Consider the following 19,030-nt stretch of genomic DNA (forward strand, 5'->3'; position numbering starts at 1 on the left):
TCGTCGAATGGGCGAGCGACCGCGCGTCGTCATGGCGACGTCCCTCACCGGGATCGAGGGCTCGGCGTCCGGGGCGGTCCAGACATTCGAAGGAGATTTCGATGGTGATTGTGGATCGGGTGCCGCGGGTGGGTGCGCGGCGGCGTGGGTGGCGGGTGGGGTTGGCCGCGGGTGTGGCGGTGTTGGTGGCGGGTGCGGGGGTGGTGTTGGGGGTGCCGTCGGCGTCGGCGGCGACGGTGGATACCTCGGCGTCGTACGTGTTCGTGAATCGGCACAGTGGTAAGGCGATGGATGTCTATGACTGGTCGACGGCGGAGGGTGCGCCGGTGAACCAGTGGGCACGTAACGATCTTGCGGTGCAGCAGTGGCAGTTCGTCGATGCCGGTGGTGGGTACTACAAGGTGCGGTCGCGGCACAGCGGGAAGGTGCTGGAGTTGCCGGGCGCCACCGATGGCACCCGTTTGGTGCAGACCAGTGATCGGGGGTCGGCTACGCAGCAGTTCCGGTTGCTGGACTCCGTGGGTGGGTTCGTGCGGTTCGTGAACCGGCAGTCGGGCAAGGTCGTCGATGTGTGGGAGTGGTCGACGGCCGACGGTGGCCGGTTGGCCGGCTATTCCGACGTGGACGGGGCCAATCAACAGTGGCAGTTGGTGCGCCTGGGGGGTGGAACACCCACCACCCCACCGGGCGGCAGCCGGACGTTCACGAACCCGATCAAGCGCAACGGTCCTGATCCGTGGCTGCGCGTGCACAACGGGGTCTACTACCTGGCCACGACGACGTGGAACTCGACGATCACCATGCGCCGGTCCAACACCCTCGCCGGGCTGGCCACCGCCCAGGATCAGGTGATCTTCAACCTGGCCGGACGTGCCAACGGCTGCTGCAACATGTGGGCACCCGAGTTCCACCTGATCAACGGGCCCAACGGGCCGCGGTGGTACTTCTACTACACCGCCGGGCAGAATGTGCCCGACTTCAACCCCACGCAGCGGCTGCACGTGCTGGAAAGCGCCGGCACTGACCCGATGGGCCCGTACACGTTCAAGGCCGATCTCGGTAGCGACTGGCAGCTCGACGCGAGCATCATGACGGTCAACAACCGGCTCTACCTGATGGGTACGTACAACCCCGGTGGCAGCTACGGGCAGAGCCTGTTCATCACGCCGATGAGCAACCCGTGGACGCTCAGTGGCAGCCGGGTCCGGTTGAGCTCCCCGACGCTGGCCTGGGAGCGGCAGACCCACCCGGTCAACGAGGGTCCGGAACCGCTGTACCGCAACGGGCGCACGATGATCGTGTATTCGGCGAGCGCCTGCTGGGGACCGGACTACAAGCTCGGCCTGCTCACCTTCACCGGCAGCGACCCCCTCAACCCGGGGCACTGGACCAAGGCGCCGAACCCGGTTTTCCAGCGCAGTGACGCCAACGGTGTCTACGCCCCGGGCCACAACGGGTTCTTCACCTCACCCGACGGCACCGAGGACTGGATCGTCTACCACGCCAACGACTCCGCTGGCGGCGGCTGTGACATGAACCGGTCGACCCGAGCCCAGAAGTTCACCTGGAACGCCGATGGGACCCCCAACTTCGGCGCCCCTGCCCGGCTCGGGGTCACCCTTACCGCTCCCTCCGGGGAGTGAACCAGCCCCTCCGCCCGGGCGCGACCGCTCGCACCTCGCACCCGGCCCGCACCGAGGCCGGAAAGGAGCCCCCGATGGTTTCCCGACGCACCCTGCTGGCCGCTGGCGCATCCGCGGCGATGGCCACTGGCGCCGGCGTCCTGTCTCACGGCGCCGCGCCGGCCCGGGCCGCCCTGGCCTACGGCGGCTACGTCATGGGCTACTTCACCGAGTCGCCGTCCTCGGCGGCCAACAACTACGGCCTGCATCTGGCTGTCAGCACCGACGGGCTCACCTGGACGCCGCTGAACCAGAACAACCCGGTCGTCACCCCCACCGCCGGCACCGGCGGCCTGCGCGACCCGTTCATCATGCGCAAGCAGGACGACACCTTCGTCGTGCTCGCCACCGACCTCAAGGGCACGGACTTCACCCAGCAGAACCAGTACATCCACATCTGGGATTCTCCCGACTTACGCAGCTTCACCGGCTACCGCCGGGTGCGCATGCACACGATGGCCACCCACACCTGGGCGCCGGAGGCGTTCTGGGACGCCTCGCGGGGCCAGTACGGCATCTTGTACTCCGCCAGGAACAACAACCGGGACTCCTTCTACGTCAACTACACCACCGACTTCCGTACGGTCAGCGCCCACCAGCTGTACTTCGACCCGGGATTCGACGTGCTGGACGCCACCGTGCACGTCGGGAGCGGGGCGAACTACCTGTACTACAAGAGCTTCGCCGACGGCCGGCTCTACGGCGCCCGGTCCAGCAGCCTCGCCCCGCGCAGCTTCGACCGTGGCACGTACACCAGCGGCGTGGTCAATGGCGGCATCGAGGCGCCGATCGTGGTCAAGGCCAACGACCGCAACGAATGGTTCCTCTGGGGCGACTCGTTCTCCCCGAACAACGGCGAACTCTACGTCTGGCGCAGCGGCGACATCGACAGCAACAGCTGGACCCCGCTCGGCAAGGAACGCTACACCCAGCCGCTGAACGCCAAGCATCCCACCATCGCACCCATCACCGCCGCCGAGCACGCGGCGATGCTGGCCCGTTGGGGCACACCGAACTGGAACCGGATCAAGTCGTTCAATTTCCCCGACCACCTGATCCGTCATGCTGGCAACGCGGCGCGGATCGACCCCTACCCGTTCGACCCGTACGCCGACGCCCAATGGCGCCTGCGACCCGGACTGGCGAATTCCTCGGGCGTGTCGTTCGAATCGGTCAACTACCCCGGCCAGTACCTGCGGCACAGCAACTACGTCCTCGTCCTGGCCGGGAACGACGGATCCTCCGGCTTCGCCGCCGACGCCACCTTCCATCGGACCGCCGGCCTCGCCGACGGCGGATGGTCCTCGTTCCGCTCGCACAACTTCAGCAACTACTACCTGCGTCATGCCAACTACGTCCTCCGCATCGACCCGCTCAGCGCGTCCTCGAGCGCGATGGATCGGGCGGACGCCACGTTCCAGATCGGGCACTGAACGGCTGACCCGGATCCAGCGACTTCGAAGACCGCGACCACGTATCCGAGCCGGCATGGTCGGAGCCCGGCCGCACGTCGCATGCCGGCTCCCGCCGTATCAGTCCAGGCGGTCCTTGGCGACGCCTCTTGTCAGAAGGAGATTTCGATGGTGATTGTGGATCGGGTGCCGCGGGTGGGTGCGCGGCGGCGTGGGTGGCGGGTGGGGTTGGCCGCGGGTGTGGCGGTGTTGGTGGCGGGTGCGGGGGTGGTGTTGGGGGTGCCGTCGGCGTCGGCGGCGACGGTGGATACCTCGGCGTCGTACGTGTTCGTGAATCGGCACAGTGGTAAGGCGATGGATGTCTATGACTGGTCGACGGCGGAGGGTGCGCCGGTGAACCAGTGGGCACGTAACGATCTTGCGGTGCAGCAGTGGCAGTTCGTCGATGCCGGTGGTGGGTACTACAAGGTGCGGTCGCGGCACAGCGGGAAGGTGCTGGAGTTGCCGGGCGCCACCGATGGCACCCGTTTGGTGCAGACCAGTGATCGGGGGTCGGCTACGCAGCAGTTCCGGTTGCTGGACTCCGTGGGTGGGTTCGTGCGGTTCGTGAACCGGCAGTCGGGCAAGGTCGTCGATGTGTGGGAGTGGTCGACGGCCGACGGTGGCCGGTTGGCCGGCTATTCCGACGTGGACGGGGCCAATCAACAGTGGCAGTTGGTGCGCCTGGGCGGCAGCACCCCGACCACCACACCGCCTCCGCCGACGGGCAACCCGCCGGCGTCCTACCCGCAGCCCATCAGGGTCTCGGGAGACATCGGTGTCCACGACCCGACCGTGGTCAAGCGGCCCGACGGCACCTACCTGCTCGCGCACACCGGCAACGACATCGCGCTGAAGACCTCGACCGACCGGGTCACCTACCGCAACGCCGGCGCCGTCTTCCCCGGTGGCGCGCCGTGGACCACCACGTACACCGGTGGCGCGCGCAACCTGTGGGCGCCGGATCTGTCGTACCGCAACGGCCGCTACTACCTGTACTACTCGGCGTCGACCTTCGGCTCCAACCGCTCGGCGATCTTCCTGGCCACCAGCACCACCGGCGCGTCCGGAAGCTGGACCAACGAGGGCCTCGTCGTCGAGTCGCGGACGTCGGACAACTTCAACGCGATCGACCCGAACCTCGTGGTCGACGACCAGGGCCGCTGGTGGCTGAGCTTCGGCTCGTTCTGGTCCGGGATCAAGACGATCCAACTGGACCCGGCTACCGGACGTCGGCTCGGCACCTCGATGCAGGGCCTCGCCGCCTATGGTCCCGGCATCGAGGCACCGGTCGTGGTCAAGCGCGGTGCGTGGTACTACCTGTACGTCTCGTTCGATCGCTGCTGCCAGGGCGCCAGCAGCACGTACCGCGTCATGGTGGGCCGGTCGGCGAGCCCGACCGGGCCGTTCGTCGACCGCGCCGGTCGGGACATGCTTTCCGGCGGGGGCACGCAGATCCTCGCCTCGCACGGCAGTGTCCACGGCCCCGGCCACCAGGCGTTCCTCGCAGACACTGACGGCGACTACCTGTTCTACCACTACTACGCCGACAACGGCGCGTCGCTGCTCGGCATCAACCGCATCGGCTACGACGCCGCTGCCTGGCCCTACGTGTACTGACCCGGCTGATTCCGGTGGGCGGGCCCGTGCCTGCCCACCGGGATGCTCCGCACCCTCGAACCACACTCGGGTCACGCCGAGCTGGATGCCTTCACGCTCACCTCGCTGACCGACGATCTCGCCCAACTGGGAGGGCACATGCCGCATCAGCACCCGTTCCGTCCAGTCAACCGCCGGGCAGTCGGCCCGGGGCCCACCGACCGCCGTGCCCGCTGGCGCCTGCGGTCGGTGCTGGCCGCGGTGCTCGCGATACTCGCCGTGTCGGCCGGCCTTCCGGTGGCTGGCCCGGCGCACGCCGCGCCGTCGGTGGACTACACCAACCCGCTGGCGAACCAGCGGGCCGACCCGCACATCGTCAGGCACACCGACGGCTACTACTACATGACCGCGACGGTGCCGCAGTACGACCGGATCGTGCTGCGCCGGGCCACCACACTGCAGGGGCTGGCCACGGCAGCGGAGACGACGATCTGGCGCCGGCACACCAGCGGGGAGATGGGCGCCCACATCTGGGCACCGGAGATCCACTTCATCAACAACCGGTGGTACGTCTACTTCGCCGCCGGGCGGACCGACGACGTGTGGCGGATCCGGATGTACGTGCTGGAGAACGCGAACGCGAACCCGCTGGGCGGGTCGTGGACCGAACGCGGTCGGATCACGACCCCGTGGGACACGTTCAGCCTGGACGCCTCGACCTTCGTGGTCAACGGGGTGCGCTACCTGACCTGGGCGCAGCAGGAGCCCGGCATCTCGACCAACTCCAACGTCTACCTCGCCCGGATGGGCGCCAACCCGTGGCAGATCACGGGTACGGTGACCCGGCTGGTCGTGCCGACGTACGACTGGGAGACCCGCGGCTTCCGGGTGGCCGAGGGGCCGGCGGTGATCCAGCGCAATGGCCGGGTCTTCCTGACCTACTCGGCCAGCGCCACCGACGCGAACTACTGCCTCGGGATGCTGAGCGCCTCCGCCGGCGCGAACCTGCTCGACGCCGCCGCCTGGAGTAAGAGCCCGACCCCGGTGTTCGCCAGCAATCCGGCCACCGGACAGTACGGCCCCGGCCACAACTCGTTCACCGTCTCGGAGGACGGGCAGAGCGACATCCTGGTCTACCACGACCGCAACTACCGGGACATCGTCGGCGACCCGCTCGACGATCCGAACCGCCGGACCCGGGTGCAGAAGCTGTACTGGAACGCCGACGGCACCCCGAACTTCGGCATCCCGGTGCCCGACGGGGCCACCCCGGTGCGGCTGCGCTCGCACGACCTGACCGCCAGCTACATCCGGCACTACGACTACCGTGCCCGCCTCGAACCGAACGTGACCAACCTGGCCGACTCGCAGTTCCGCATCGTCGCCGGCCTCGCCGGCGCCGGAACCGTGTCGCTGGAGTCGACCAACTTCCCGGGCTACTACCTGCGCCACCGCGACTTCGCCCTGTACGTGGAGCAGAACGACGGCTCGGCCCTCTTCGGCGGCGACGCGAGCTTCCACCGCCGGTCCGGCCTGGCCGCCAGCACCGGGCTCTCGCTGGAGTCACAGAACTTCCCGGGCCGGTACGTACGCCACCGCGGTGGACTGCTCCACGTGGAAGCGGTGAGTTCGAGCGCCGAGCGTGCCTCCGCCACCTTCCACCTGGAATAGCCAGCCACCCGGATCAGCCATCCACCGGATCAGGCGACCGCGATTCCCGGCCACCTCGGTGTGTTCGCCCCGGGCCCTTCTACTACGCAGGAGAAACGATGCCCCTGAAGACCATGAGAATACCGTTCAGCGGCGGATCGATCCGCCGCGGCCGGCGTAGCGGCCTGGCGCTCGCCATGATCACGGCGCTGGCCGGCGCGGCCGGTGTCGCTGTGGTCAGCGCACCGCCGGCGCAGGCGGCAACCATCGACACCAACGCCTACTACGTACTGGTCAACCGACACAGCGGCAAGGTCCTCGACGTCCGGGACACCTCGGCGGAGGACGGCGCCGTGATCCAGCAGTGGTCCCGCAACGACGGCGGATGGCAACAGTTCCAGTTCGTCGCCTCCGGCAGCGGCTACTACCGCCTCAAGGCTCGGCACAGCGGCAAGGTCGTCGACCTCTGGGAGTGGAACGTCGCCGACGGCGCCGAGTACCGTCAGTGGCCGGACCTCAACGCCACCAACCAGCAGTTCCAGGTTCTCGACTCCGACGGCGGTCACGTCCGGCTGATCAACCGCCATTCCGGCAAGGCGCTGGAGGCATGGGAGTGGTCCACCGCCGACGGCGCCAGGATCAGTCAGTACACCGATCTCAACGGTGCGAACCAGCAGTGGCAGATGGTTCGGGTGGGTGACGGGGGCACTCCGACCACGCCGCCACCGGGCACCGGTTGTGGCAGCGGGTCGACCAACGCCGAGGCCGTGCTGAGCGGAAGCACCTGGACGGCCCGTCATGGCTCGTCGACGGTCTATTCGGGTTCGAGCATGCTGTCGGCGATGCAGGCGGCGGTGAACTCGCTGTCGGCGGGCCGGACGTCGAAGCAGCGGGTGGTGGTTCGTGGCTCCGGGTCGATGAGCGCGGGTTCGCGGCTGTCGCTGCCGTCGTACACGACCCTTGCGGTGTGCGGCACGATCAACGTCACCGGGTCAGGTTCGGGCGACCAGGCGCCGGTGTACTCGCGGGGCACCACGGACGTCGAGGTGCAGAACCTGACGCTGACCGGGTCGCCGTTGTACGGGATCTTCATGCGTAACGTGAACAACCTGACCCTGGGCCAGATCGACATTCGGGTCTCCTCGGGTCTGGGAGTGCGCATCGACAACCACGGTGGAGACCGGGCGGTGAAGGTGCGCAACGTCCGCATCGACAACGTGTACGTCTCGGGGACCGGTGCGCACGGAGTGGAGACGTACGGTGTGGACGGTCTGACGGTGGGAACGGTCACGGCGCGGAACACCGGCTACTCCGGCCTGCTGCTCAACGACACGATCAACGCCACGGTCGGCACGGTCGACGCGCAGGGCGCCGGCACCGGAACCGGGTACGCGGCGTTCCGCATGGCCAACCGCAACGGCCGCGTGGGTAGCTCGTACCCGACCAACATCCGGGTCGGCAACGTGATCGCCTCCGGCGGCGGCCGGGGGATCTTCTGCGTGTCCGAGTCCGGGGGCGCGGTCATCGACCGGGTGACGATCTCGAACACGGGAAACAACGCGATCCTCGTGGAGAACTGCTACAACGTCACCATCGCCGGGGTGTCCGGGACGGTGACCGGCGGCGGCGAGGTGAGGATCTCCTCGCGCACGGAGTTCCCGATCTCCTCCGGCATCCGGTTCCAGAACCTGACGGTCAGCGGCACCAACATCACCCAGAGTCCCTGCGGCGGGGCGAACAACACGATCAGCAATGTCACCAGGATCAACTCGACGTTGAACTGGTGCTGAGCTCTGGTGCGCCGCGCCGGCTCGATTCGGCCCGTGCCACCTTCAGGAGTCCCTCTCTCGGGTCCCGCACGGGACCGGCCCGCACCGATGCGAGAAAGGGCGTTCGCCGCACCCCCAGCGCTCACCGTGACACCGTTCACCACCGTCGAGAAGAGGCAGGTTCTTGACGAACACTCTCACCAGTCCCGCTGACGAGCGCCTGCGGCGCCGCTGGCGGTCCCTGATCGCTGCCGCCGGTGCCCTCGTCGTCGGCGTAGTTGGCGCGGTGATCGCGTCGCCTCCGGCCCAGGCCGCGGTCATCGACACCAACGCCTACTACGTGCTGGTCAATCGGCACAGCGGCAAGGTTCTCGATGTCGCCGACACGTCGACCGCCGACGGCGCGTCGATCCAGCAGTGGTCCCGCAACGACGGTGCCTGGCAGCAGTTCCGGTTCGTCAGTTCCGGCAGCGGCTACTACCGGTTGCAGGCCCGGCACAGCGGAAAAGCGATCGATCTGTGGGAATGGAACACCGCTGACGGCGCGGAGTACCGGCAGTGGCCCGATCTCAACGCGACCAACCAGCAGTTCCAGGTCCTCGACTCGGACAGCGGCTACGTCCGGCTGATCAACCGGCACTCCAACAAGGCCCTGGAGGTGTGGGAGTGGTCCACCGCCGACGGCGGACGGATCTCCCAGTACGCCGACCTCGACGGATGGAACCAGCAGTGGCAGCTGGTTCCCATCGGCGGTAGTCCGGGAACGCCACAGACCGGCCTCGTCGGTTGGGCCACCCAGAACGGTGGCACCACCGGCGGCGGTAGCGCCGCGACCACCACGGTGACGAATGCGTCCGCTCTCTCCAGCGCGCTCGGCTCGTCCAGCGCTGCGGTCATCCGCGTGTCCGGCACGATCTCCTGCTCCGGCATGCTGCGGGTCCGGTCCAACAAGACGATTCTCGGCAATGCCGGAGCGACCATCTCCGGCTGCGGTTTCACCGTCAACGGGGACCGCAACGTCATCATCCGCAACCTGAACTTCCGCAACTGGAGCGACGACGCGATCAACGTCGAACAGTCGGCCACCAACATCTGGGTCGACCACAACAGCTTCACCGGCGGCTACGACGGCGCAGTCGACATCAAGCGCGGATCCGACTTCGTCACCGTCTCCTGGAACCGGGTCCACGGTCATGACAAGTCGATGCTGCTCGGCCACAGTGACAGCAACGCCAGCCAGGATGTCGGACGCCTACGGGTCACCTACCACCACAACTGGTTCGACGGCTCCAACCAGCGCCACCCACGGGTCCGCTTCGGCAACCCGGTCCACGTCTACAACAACCTGTACAGCAACGTCGGCGGCTATGGCGTCGCATCGACGATGAATGCCGGGGTGCTCGTCGAGGGCAACTACTTCGAGAACACGGCTGATCCCTACCATCTGGGCGAGGGCTCGTCCGGTCCCGGATCCCTGGTCGCCCGCAACAACTGCTTCGTCAACTCGGGTGGTGGGCAGACCGGCGGCAGCGTTGCCACCATCCCGTACCCGTACCAGCTCGACACCGCCTGCAACGTGAAGTCCATCGTCACGGCGGGCGCCGGGGCCGGTCGGATCAGCGTCTGATCCGGCGCCGCTTCGAACGATCACGGCGCCAGCAGGGCCGGGCCGTTCCGGGGCCTCCGGAGGGTCCGGCCCGGCCGTTGGTGACGGGGAGGGGCGCACGCCGGGACCGTGTCCTGGCGCCGCTGGTGGTGGCAGGCCGACGCGCTCGCCCACACAGGCCCGTCGACGTGAACGCCAGTGGGAGCGGCCGGCAGGACACCACCTCCCGCGTCTTGTGATCCCCGTCGATCCCGTCCCGACTCCGAAGGCAGGTCCCCCTTGAGAACAGCTACGCGGCCGCCGACGGCCGTCCTGGCCGCCCTTGCCACCGCCCTGGCAGGTGCGATCCTCGTTTCCGTCCCGCCCGCCGCGGCGGCGCCCGGCAGCCCCGCCGTCCGGCCGCCGCTGGGCTGGAACAGCTGGAACACGTTCGGTTGTGACATCAACGAAGCCAAGATCCGCGCGGCTGCCGACGCCATGGTCAGCTCCGGCATGCGGGCGGCCGGCTACGAGTACGTCGTCGTCGACGACTGCTGGCAGGCGACGACCCGTGACGCCTCCGGCAACCTCCGCTCCGACCCCGTGCGCTTCCCGTCCGGCATGAGGGCGCTCGGCGACTACATCCACGGCAGAGGGCTGAAGTTCGGCATCTACCAGGCGCCGCGCGAGGAGACCTGCGCGCAGTACTTCAACACCATCGGTGGTGCCACGGGCGCGCTGGGCCACGAGCAGCAGGACGCCAACACGTTCGCCTCGTGGGGCGTCGACTTCCTCAAGTACGACTGGTGTTCACCCTGGGGCACCGTCGACGACCAGGTCGCGAGCTTTTCGAAGATGCGCGACGCACTACGCGCCACGGGGCGGCCGGTCGTCTACTCGATCAACCCCAACAGCGCGCACGCCAACACGGGCCCGTCCTACAACTGGGGTTCGGTGGCGGACATGTGGCGCACGACCGAGGACATCACCGACCGGTGGAGCACCGGCTGCCGCGCCGACTGCTTCATGGGAATCACCGAGATTCTCGACGTGCAGGCGCCCCTGCACTCCTGGGCGGGGCCGCAGCACTGGAACGACCCCGACATGCTCGAAGTGGGCGTACGTGGCACGTTCACCCCCACCGAGAACCGGGCGCACTTCAGCATGTGGGCCATCATGGCCGCCCCGCTGATCGCGGGCAACGACATCACCTCGATGTCGTCGGACGTACGCACCGTACTGACGAACCCCGACGTGCTCGCCATCAACCAGGACAGCGGCGGTCGGCAGGCCCGCCGGGTCCGTGACTTCGGCGAGACCGAGGTGTGGGCCAAGGCGCTCAGCGACGGCTCAGGCGCGGTCGCCCTGCTGAACCGCTCGGGCAGCACCGCGACGGTCTCCACCACCGCCACGGAGATCGGCATGGACACGGCAGGTGCCTACAGCCTGTTCGACGTCTGGACCAAGGCGACCCGGAACACCACCGGTGTGATCAGCGCAGCCGTCCCGCCGCATGGCGCGGTCGTGTACCGGGTCCGGTCCGGCTCCACGACCCCCGTCACGACCTTCAGCCTGCGCGGAGCCGGATCGGGTCGTTGCCTGGATGTGCTCGGCGGTGTGCCGAACGACGGCACCCAGGCGGTCATCTGGGACTGCAACGGTGGCGTCACCCAGATCATCACCGCTACTGCCGGTCAGTTGCGGATCGGCGGCAGATGCCTCGACGCCGAGAACAACGGCACCGCGGACCGTACCAGGGTGATCCTCTGGGCCTGCGGCACCGGCGCGAACCAACAGTGGACGATGCAGGCCGATGGCACCGTCCGTGGCGTCCAGTCGGGCAAGTGTCTCGATGTCGGCGAGGCCAGCACCGCCAACAACGCTCCGCTGATCCTGTGGACCTGCACCGGCGCGGCGAACCAACGGTGGACCCGCATCTGAACGCGACGGACGGGACCGGCGCATCGGAACGACGATGGCGCCGAAGCCGCAGGGCGGGGTGACGTCCCGATCAGGGAAGAACGCTCTGCTCGTCGCTTCCGTTACGGAGCTGTTGCGGCCTAGTGTCTTGACGGCGCTGTATGTGAGCGTTAACACTATGCCGGTCATCGATCGGAGGTGGTCATGAGCAGTGCGGATGGTGGGGACGAGCGGTACGTGGTCGGAGTCGACTACGGCACGCTCTCCGGGCGGGCTCTCGTGGTGCGGGTTCGTGATGGCGCGGAGGTCGGGAGCGCGGTGCACGAGTACCGCCACGGCGTGATCGACTCCGTGCTCCCCGACGGCGGCCCTGCGCTGCCCCCTGACTGGGCGCTGCAGGACCCGGAGGACTACCGCGACGTCCTGCGGTACGCCGTCCCCGCCGCGCTGGCCGACGCCGACGTGGACCGGTCCCAGGTCATCGGCATCGGCACCGACTTCACCGCCTGCACGGTGCTGCCGACGCTCGCCGACGGCACCCCGCTGTGTGAGGTTCCGGAGTTTCGGCACCGTCCGCACGCCTGGGTGAAGCTGTGGAAGCATCACGCGGCCCAGTCGCACGCCGACCGCATCAACGCGCTGGCCCACGAGCGGAACGAGCCGTGGATCGGTCGTTACGGCGGCAAGATCTCCGCCGAGTGGCAGTTCGCCAAGGGCCTGCAGATCCTCGAGGAGGACCCAGAGGTCTACCGGCGCGCCGAGCGCTTCATCGAGGCGGCCGACTGGATCGTGTGGCAGTTGTGCGACGAGGAGACCCGTAACGTCTGCACCGCCGGCTACAAGGGCATCCGGCAGGACGGTCGGTATCCGTCGACGGAATACCTGAGCGCTCTGCATCCGGGCTTCGCCGACTTCGTGACCAAGCTGGACGGGCGACTGCTGCCCCTGGGCGACCGGGCCGGCACCCTCAGCGCCCGCGCCGCCGCCTGGACCGGGCTGCCAGCGGGCATTGCGGTCGCGGTCGGCAACGTCGACGCCCACGTCACCGTGGCCGCCGCCCAGGCACTGGAGCCCGGCCGGCTGGTGGCGATCATGGGCACGTCCACCTGCCACGTCCTCAACGGCACCCACCCGGCCGAGGTGGCGGGGATGTGCGGTGTCGTCGACGGCGGCATCAGCTCCGGCGCGTGGGGCTACGAGGCCGGACAGAGCGGAGTCGGGGACATCTTCGGCTGGTTCGTGGAGCACGCCGCCCCGGCGGGGAGCGCGTCGCACGAGCGCCTCACCGAACTGGCCGCATGCCAGCCGGTCGGCGCGCACGGCCTGATCGCGCTGGATTGGTGGAGCGGCAACCGGTCGCTGCTGGTCAATCACGACCTCAGCGGGCTGGTCGTCGGGCTGACGCTGGCGACCCGGCCGCAGGACGTCTACCGGGCGCTGCTGGAGTCCACGGCGTTCGGCACACGGATGATCATCGAGGCGTTCGTCGAGGCCGGGGTACCGGTCAGTGACCTGGTCGTCGCGGGCGGTCTCACCTCGAACCGGCTGCTCATGCAGATCTACGCCGACGTCACCAACCGTCCGCTGAGCATCATCGGCTCCGCTCAGGGGCCGGCGCTCGGCTCGGCGATCCACGCGGCGGTCGCCGCCGGGGCGTACCCGGACGTCCACCGCGCCGCGGAGGCGATGGGCCGGGTGGACGAGGGCGTGTACCAGCCGGACCCGGACAACGTGCGGGCGTACGACGCCCTCTACGCCGAGTACCGGGCACTGCACGACCACTTCGGTCGAGGCGGCAACGACGTCATGCTCCGCCTGCGGGCGATTCGGAACGCTGCCGTGGACGCGGCGCCGAGTGAAACGGTTCTGGAGGTGGTCGCATGAACTCCGATGTGGCGCGGCAGGTGAGCACCCTGCGCGAGACGGTGGCCTCTCTGCACGGCGAGCTGACCCGGTACGGCCTGGTGGCCTGGACCGCCGGCAACGTCTCGGCGCGCGTTCCCGGCCAGGATCTCATGGTGATCAAGCCCAGCGGCGTCGACTACGACGCCCTGACGGCGGACACGATGGTCGTCTGCGACCTGAACGGGGCGGTGCTCGACGGGAACGGGTCGCCGTCCAGCGACACGGCCGCGCACGCCTACGTCTACCAGGCCATGCCCGAGGTCGGCGGCGTCGTGCACACCCACAGCAGCTACGCCACCGCCTGGGCGGCCCGGGGTGAGGCGATCCCGTGCTGGCTGACCGCCCAGGCCGACGAGTTCGGCGGGGAGATCCCGGTGGGACCGTTCGCGCTGATCGGTGGGGACGACATCGGCAAGGGGATCGTCAGCACCCTGTCCGGGCACCGCTCGCCCGCGGTGCTCATGCGTAACCACGGTGTCTTCACCATCGGCAGAGACGCCCGCGCGGCGGTCAAGGCCGCGGTGATGTGCGAGGACGTCGCCCGTACCGCGCACCTGGCGAGGGCACTCGGGCAGCCGCTGTCGATCGCACAGGCCGACATCAACTCGCTCTACGACCGCTACCAGAACGTCTACGGCCAACGTTCGACCATCGGATGACCGGCCACCCTCGAACGTCCTGACCGGGCACGCTCAGCCGGCACAGCCCCTTCTCGCAACATCCCCACCACCACACCGGACACGGCCTGGCAGGCCGCGTGTCCGGATCACCCATCCCGAGGAGAACCGATGAGAACCTGGAGAACGGCACGTACCGTCATTGCGGTCGCCGCCGCCGTGCTGCTCGCGGGCGGCACGGCGGCCTGCGGCAACAGCGACACCGGCGGCGATTCCGCCGCCGACGGCAAGATCACGCTGGGCTTCTCCCAGGTCGGCGCGGAGAGCGGCTGGCGCACGGCGAACACCATCTCGATCAAGGAGGCGGCGGCGGCAGCGGGCGTCGAGCTGAAGTTCGACGACGCCCAGCAGAAGCAGGAAAACCAGATCAAGGCGATCCGCAACTACATCCAGCAGAAGGTCGACGTGATCGCCTTCTCGCCGGTGGTGGAGTCCGGCTGGGACACCGTGCTCAAGGAAGCGAAGGACGCCGGCATCCCGGTGATCCTGACCGACCGCGCCGTCGACTCGGCGGACAAGTCCCTCTACAAGACCTTCCTCGGTTCGGACTTCGTCAAGGAGGGGCGCCTGGCCGGGGAGTGGCTGGTGGAGAACAAGAAGGCCGCCGCCGGGCCGGTCACCATCGTCGAGTTGCAGGGCAGCACCGGATCGGCGCCGGCCAACGACCGCAAGAAGGGCTTCGCCGAGGCGATCGCCGCCAACCCGAACCTGAAGATCGTCGCCTCCCAGTCGGGTGACTTCACCCGGGCCGGGGGCAAGCAGGTCATGGAGCAGTTCCTCAAGGCCAACCCGAAGATCGACGTGTTGTTCGCGCACAACGACGACATGGGTCTGGGCGCGCTGGAGGCGATCACCGCTGCCGGCAAGACGCCCGGCAAGGACATCACCATCATCACCATCGACGCGGTGAAGGACGGCATGCAGGCCCTCGCCGACGGCAAGTTCAACTTCATCGCGGAGTGCAGCCCGCTGCTCGGCCCGCAGCTGATGGACCTGGCGAAGAAGGTCCACGCCGGCGAGGAGGTGCCGCCCCGGATCGAGACCGAGGAGACCACCTTCACCCAGGAGCAGGCCAAGGCGGCCCTGCCCAACCGCAAGTACTGACTGACGTCGGGGTCGCCGTCCGGGGGACGGCGACCCCGACCCGTCGCTCACTGTCGTCTATCGACACTATGCAGAAGAGGTCCGATGGGATGACGGGTAGCCGTCCGCTCCTGACCATGACCGGGATCAGCAAGACCTTCCCCGGGGTACGCGCGCTCGACGATGTCGACTTCCGGCTCTTTCCGGGCGAGGTCCACGCTCTGATGGGCGAGAACGGTGCCGGCAAGTCGACCCTGATCAAGGTGTTGACCGGCGTCCACGGCACCGACGAGGGCACCATCGTCCTCGACGGTCGGCAGGTCGCCTTCCGCGGCCCGATGCAGGCGGCCGCCTCCGGCGTGAGCACCGTCTACCAGGAGGTCAACCTCTGCGCCAACCTGTCCGTGGCGGAGAACATCTTCATCGGCCGGGAACCGCGCCGCCTCGGCGCCATCCGGTGGGGCGAGACGCGACGGCGGGCGCAGACCCTCCTGGCCAGGCTGGAACTCGATATCGACGTCACCGCACAGCTGGGAACGTACTCGCTGGCGGTGCAGCAGATGGTCGCCATCGCCCGGGCGATCGACGTACGGGCCCGGGTGCTGATCCTGGACGAGCCGACGTCCAGCCTGGACGCCGACGAGGTCGCGCAGTTGTTCCGCATCATGCGGCAGCTGCGCGACGAGGGTATGGCGATCCTCTTCGTCACCCACTTCCTCGACCAGGTGTACGGCATCGCCGACCGCATCACGGTGCTGCGCAACGGCACGCTGGTGGGGGAGTACCGGACCGGGGACCTGCCCCAGTTGAGCCTCGTCGAGAAGATGATCGGCAAGGAGCTCGACGTGCTGGAGCGCCTCGACGAGCAGCAGAAGCGAGCCAGTGCCATCCGGTCCGACGAGGCCCCGCTGGTGGACGCGTCGGCATTGGGTCGTGAGGGTGCGGTCGCCCCGTTCAGCCTGCGGATCCACGCCGGTGAGGTGGTCGGGCTCGCCGGCCTGCTCGGCTCCGGCCGCACGGAGGTGGCACGGCTGCTGTTCGGTGCCGACCGCGCTGACCACGGCAAGGTCGTCATCGACGGTGGCGGGGGTGCCCTGCGGAGCCCGGTCCAGGCCATCGACCGTGGCGTGGGGTTCTGCTCCGAGAACCGCCGCGCGGAGGGCATCGTTCCCGAGCTGTCGGTGCGGGAGAACATGATCCTCGCGATGCAGGCAGCGCGCGGCTGGCTACGGCCGATCCCCCGTCGCCGACAGGACGAGCTGGTCGAGAAGTACATCAGGGCGCTCAGCATCCGGCCGGCGAACCCGGACCTGCCGGTGCGCAACCTCTCCGGCGGCAACCAGCAGAAGGTGCTCCTGGCGCGCTGGCTCATCACCGAGCCGCGCCTGCTGATCCTCGACGAGCCCACGCGCGGGATCGACATCGGCGCGAAGGCCGAGATCCAGAAACTCGTGGTGCAGCTCTCCGACGGCGGCATGGCGGTGCTGTTCATCTCCGCGGAGCTGGAGGAGGTGCTGCGGCTGAGCCACCGCGTCGCCGTGATGCGCGACCGGACCATGGTCGCCCAGCTCGACAACGACGACTCTCTCGACGCCGACCGCGTCATGCGCACCATCGCCAGCGGAACGAGCAGTGAGGAGGTGTACCGATGAACGCCGTCGTCGAGCGCTTCCGTCCGCTGACCGGCCACCGCCTGTTCTGGCCTGCGCTCGTGCTGGTGGTCATGATCCTCGCCAACACGATCTACCGGCCCGGCTTCCTCGCCGTTGAGGTCAAGAACGGCCACCTGTACGGGACCCCGGTCGACATCCTCCGGCTGAGCGCACCGCTGATCCTGGTCGCGTTGGGCATGACCCTCGTCATCGCCACCGGCGGCATCGACCTCTCCGTCGGCTCACTGTCCGCGATCAGCGGCGCCATAGCCTGCCTCTTCATCAGCGAGGCAGCCGACCAGAGCAGCCTGTCGACCGTTCTCACGGCGCTCGCGCTGGCCTTCGGTGCCGCGCTCGTGCTCGGCGCCTGGAACGGGGTGCTGGTCGCCGTCATCGGCATCCAGCCGATCATCGCCACGCTGATCCTGATGGTGGCCGGCCGGGGGCTCGCGCAGTTGGTCACCGAGGGACAGATCATCACGATCAACTCTGGTCCGTACCGCGCGATCGGGCTCGGCCACTTCCTGACCCTCCCGCTGGCCGTCTTCATCGCCCTGGGGGCGGCCCTGCTCATCGCCGCGTTCACCCGCCGTACCGCGCTCGGCCTGATCATCGAGTCCGTCGGCGGCAACGCCGAGGCGAGCCGGCTGGCCGGCATCCGCTCCGGGCGCGTCATCTTCCTCGTGTACGTCGTCAGCGCCGCCTGCGCCGCGATCGCCGGGTTCATGATGACGGCGAACGTGTCCAGCGCCGACGGCAACGCCGTCGGCCTCTGGGTGGAACTCGACGCGATCCTCGCGGTGGTCATCGGCGGCACCTCACTCGCCGGCGGCCGATTCTCCCTCGGCGGCACCATCCTCGGTGCGCTGATCATCCAGACCCTCACCACCTCGGTCTACGCCATGAACATCTCGCCGCAGACGGCCCTGCTGTTCAAGGCGGTCGTCGTCATCGCCGTCTGCCTCATCCAGTCGCCGGCGTTCCGGGCCAGGTTCCGCCGCCGTCGCGGCGCAACCACACCCGGGCCCACGGCGGCGCAGCGGGAGAAGGAGCAGGTGCCGGCATGAGCAGTACGTCGCTGACCACCGGCCGCATCCGGCGGCCCGGGGTGCCCCGGCGGCACGTCCCGGTCCTGGCCACGCTCGCCCTGCTGCTGGTCATGTACGGCGTCGGCGTGTCCCAGTACCGCGCGTTCTCCAACGTCCAGGTCGTCTTCAACGTCTTCATCGACAACGGGTTCCTGCTGGTCGTCGCGGTCGGCATGACCTTCGTGATCCTCACCGGCGGCATCGACCTGTCGGTCGGCTCCGTGGTCGCGATGACCGCGATGGTGTCGGCGTCGCTGCTGCGGGCCGGGCTGCCCGCGGGCCTGGTGCTGGTCATCGCGCTGCTGATCGGCCCGACCCTCGGGTTCCTGATGGGCTGTGCCATCCACTTCTTCGAGATCCAACCGTTCATCGCCACCCTCGCCGGGATGTTCTTCGCTCGGGGCATGTGCACCTTCATCAGTGACGCGTCGATCCCCATCACCGACGGCTTCTGGACTGCCGTGTCGCAGGAGCGCATCGGGGATCCCAGGGGGAACTTCGTGACGATCAGTGTGCTGATCGCGTTCGCGGTGGTGCTCGTGGCCGCCTACGTGCTCACGTACACCCGCTTCGGCCGCAACGTGTACGCGATCGGCGGCAACCCGCAGTCGGCGTTGCTGATGGGCCTGCCGGTGGGGCGTACCCGCATCGCCGTCTACACGGTGAGCGGGTTGTGCTCGGCCGTGGGCGGCATCCTGCTGTCGTTCTACACGCTCTCCGGGGCACCGCTGATCGCCGTCGGCATGGAACTGGACGTGATCGCGGCCGTCGTCATCGGCGGCACCGTGCTCACCGGCGGGTCCGGCTACGTGTTCGGCACGGTGCTCGGCGTGCTGGTGCTCGGCGTGATCCAGACCCTGATCACCTTCGACGGGAGCCTCAACTCCTGGTGGACGAGGATCGTGATCGGTGGCCTGCTCTTCGCCTTCATCCTCCTCCAGCGCCTCATCGGCATCCGCTTCAAGTGAA

13 protein-coding genes are annotated in these 19,030 nt (G+C 68.5%); all 13 read left to right on the forward strand.

The features are described 5' to 3' along the window. The first annotated feature begins 101 nt into the window (after positions 1 to 101). The 13 genes from AC5L34_RS15750 to yjfF all read left to right on the forward strand — a co-directional run bounded on the left by AC5L34_RS15750 (position 102) and on the right by yjfF (position 19,029). Positions 102 to 1,643, forward strand: coding sequence for a family 43 glycosylhydrolase (locus AC5L34_RS15750; protein WP_494825603.1), 1,542 nt, complete (start codon positions 102 to 104; stop codon positions 1,641 to 1,643). A 74-nt stretch (positions 1,644 to 1,717) separates the two neighbouring features. Next, positions 1,718 to 3,115, forward strand: coding sequence for an AbfB domain-containing protein (locus tag AC5L34_RS15755; RefSeq protein ID WP_494825605.1), 1,398 nt, complete (start codon positions 1,718 to 1,720; stop codon positions 3,113 to 3,115). 81 nt (positions 3,116 to 3,196) lie between these two features. After that, a complete protein-coding gene (locus AC5L34_RS15760; protein WP_494825606.1) occupies positions 3,197 to 4,753 on the forward strand; it encodes a family 43 glycosylhydrolase in 1,557 nt (518 codons plus the stop codon). Positions 4,754 to 4,891: 138 nt separating this feature from the next. Then, entirely contained in the window at positions 4,892 to 6,403 is a 1,512-nt protein-coding gene (locus tag AC5L34_RS15765; protein ID WP_494825608.1) for a family 43 glycosylhydrolase, read from the forward strand. Positions 6,404 to 6,501: 98 nt separating this feature from the next. Next, positions 6,502 to 8,172 carry an RICIN domain-containing protein gene (locus AC5L34_RS15770; RefSeq protein ID WP_494825610.1) on the forward strand — a complete coding sequence of 557 codons (1,671 nt, stop codon included), beginning with the start codon at positions 6,502 to 6,504 and terminating at the stop codon, positions 8,170 to 8,172. A 163-nt stretch (positions 8,173 to 8,335) separates the two neighbouring features. Continuing rightward, on the forward strand, positions 8,336 to 9,778 hold the full coding sequence (locus AC5L34_RS15775; protein ID WP_494825612.1) for a pectate lyase family protein: 1,443 nt from the start codon (positions 8,336 to 8,338) through the stop codon (positions 9,776 to 9,778). Positions 9,779 to 10,036: 258 nt separating this feature from the next. After that, positions 10,037 to 11,677, forward strand: a complete 1,641-nt coding sequence (locus tag AC5L34_RS15780; protein ID WP_494825614.1) for a glycoside hydrolase family 27 protein — start codon at positions 10,037 to 10,039, stop codon at positions 11,675 to 11,677. 183 nt (positions 11,678 to 11,860) lie between these two features. Then, complete coding sequence (gene araB, locus AC5L34_RS15785; protein ID WP_494825616.1) at positions 11,861 to 13,540, forward strand: ribulokinase; 1,680 nt, start codon at positions 11,861 to 11,863, stop codon at positions 13,538 to 13,540. Next, positions 13,537 to 14,220, forward strand: coding sequence for an L-ribulose-5-phosphate 4-epimerase (locus tag AC5L34_RS15790; RefSeq protein ID WP_494825618.1), 684 nt, complete (start codon positions 13,537 to 13,539; stop codon positions 14,218 to 14,220). Before araB ends, AC5L34_RS15790 begins: the two co-directional genes overlap by 4 nt. Before the next feature lie 129 nt (positions 14,221 to 14,349). Beyond that, entirely contained in the window at positions 14,350 to 15,342 is a 993-nt protein-coding gene (locus AC5L34_RS15795) for an ABC transporter substrate-binding protein (protein ID WP_441175920.1), read from the forward strand. Positions 15,343 to 15,431: 89 nt separating this feature from the next. After that, positions 15,432 to 16,973 (forward strand): sugar ABC transporter ATP-binding protein, encoded by a 1,542-nt coding sequence (locus AC5L34_RS15800; RefSeq protein ID WP_494825620.1) that lies wholly within the window; start codon positions 15,432 to 15,434, stop codon positions 16,971 to 16,973. Continuing rightward, a complete protein-coding gene (locus AC5L34_RS15805; RefSeq protein WP_494825622.1) occupies positions 16,970 to 18,040 on the forward strand; it encodes an ABC transporter permease in 1,071 nt (356 codons plus the stop codon). The genes AC5L34_RS15800 and AC5L34_RS15805 overlap by 4 nt, the downstream gene beginning before the upstream one ends. Then, complete coding sequence (gene yjfF, locus AC5L34_RS15810) at positions 18,037 to 19,029, forward strand: galactofuranose ABC transporter, permease protein YjfF (protein WP_441175917.1); 993 nt, start codon at positions 18,037 to 18,039, stop codon at positions 19,027 to 19,029. The genes AC5L34_RS15805 and yjfF overlap by 4 nt, the downstream gene beginning before the upstream one ends. Position 19,030 lies beyond the last annotated feature (1 nt).

Source organism: Micromonospora sp. ZG13 (assembly GCF_059359355.1).

What these genes read in the sequence shown, in the direction of transcription:
- AC5L34_RS15760 (WP_494825606.1), top strand. Translation starts at nt 3,197, where the DNA reads ATGCCGGCTCCCGCCGTATCAGTCCAGGCGGTCCTTGGCGACGCCTCT.
- AC5L34_RS15755 (WP_494825605.1), top strand. Translation starts at nt 1,718, where the DNA reads ATGGTTTCCCGACGCACCCTGCTGGCCGCTGGCGCATCCGCGGCGATG.
- yjfF (WP_441175917.1), top strand. Translation starts at nt 18,037, where the DNA reads ATGAGCAGTACGTCGCTGACCACCGGCCGCATCCGGCGGCCCGGGGTG.
- AC5L34_RS15800 (WP_494825620.1), top strand. Translation starts at nt 15,432, where the DNA reads ATGACGGGTAGCCGTCCGCTCCTGACCATGACCGGGATCAGCAAGACC.
- AC5L34_RS15790 (WP_494825618.1), top strand. Translation starts at nt 13,537, where the DNA reads ATGAACTCCGATGTGGCGCGGCAGGTGAGCACCCTGCGCGAGACGGTG.
- araB (WP_494825616.1), top strand. Translation starts at nt 11,861, where the DNA reads ATGAGCAGTGCGGATGGTGGGGACGAGCGGTACGTGGTCGGAGTCGAC.
- AC5L34_RS15750 (WP_494825603.1), top strand. Translation starts at nt 102, where the DNA reads ATGGTGATTGTGGATCGGGTGCCGCGGGTGGGTGCGCGGCGGCGTGGG.
- AC5L34_RS15765 (WP_494825608.1), top strand. Translation starts at nt 4,892, where the DNA reads ATGCCGCATCAGCACCCGTTCCGTCCAGTCAACCGCCGGGCAGTCGGC.
- AC5L34_RS15795 (WP_441175920.1), top strand. Translation starts at nt 14,350, where the DNA reads ATGAGAACCTGGAGAACGGCACGTACCGTCATTGCGGTCGCCGCCGCC.
- AC5L34_RS15770 (WP_494825610.1), top strand. Translation starts at nt 6,502, where the DNA reads ATGCCCCTGAAGACCATGAGAATACCGTTCAGCGGCGGATCGATCCGC.
- AC5L34_RS15805 (WP_494825622.1), top strand. Translation starts at nt 16,970, where the DNA reads ATGAACGCCGTCGTCGAGCGCTTCCGTCCGCTGACCGGCCACCGCCTG.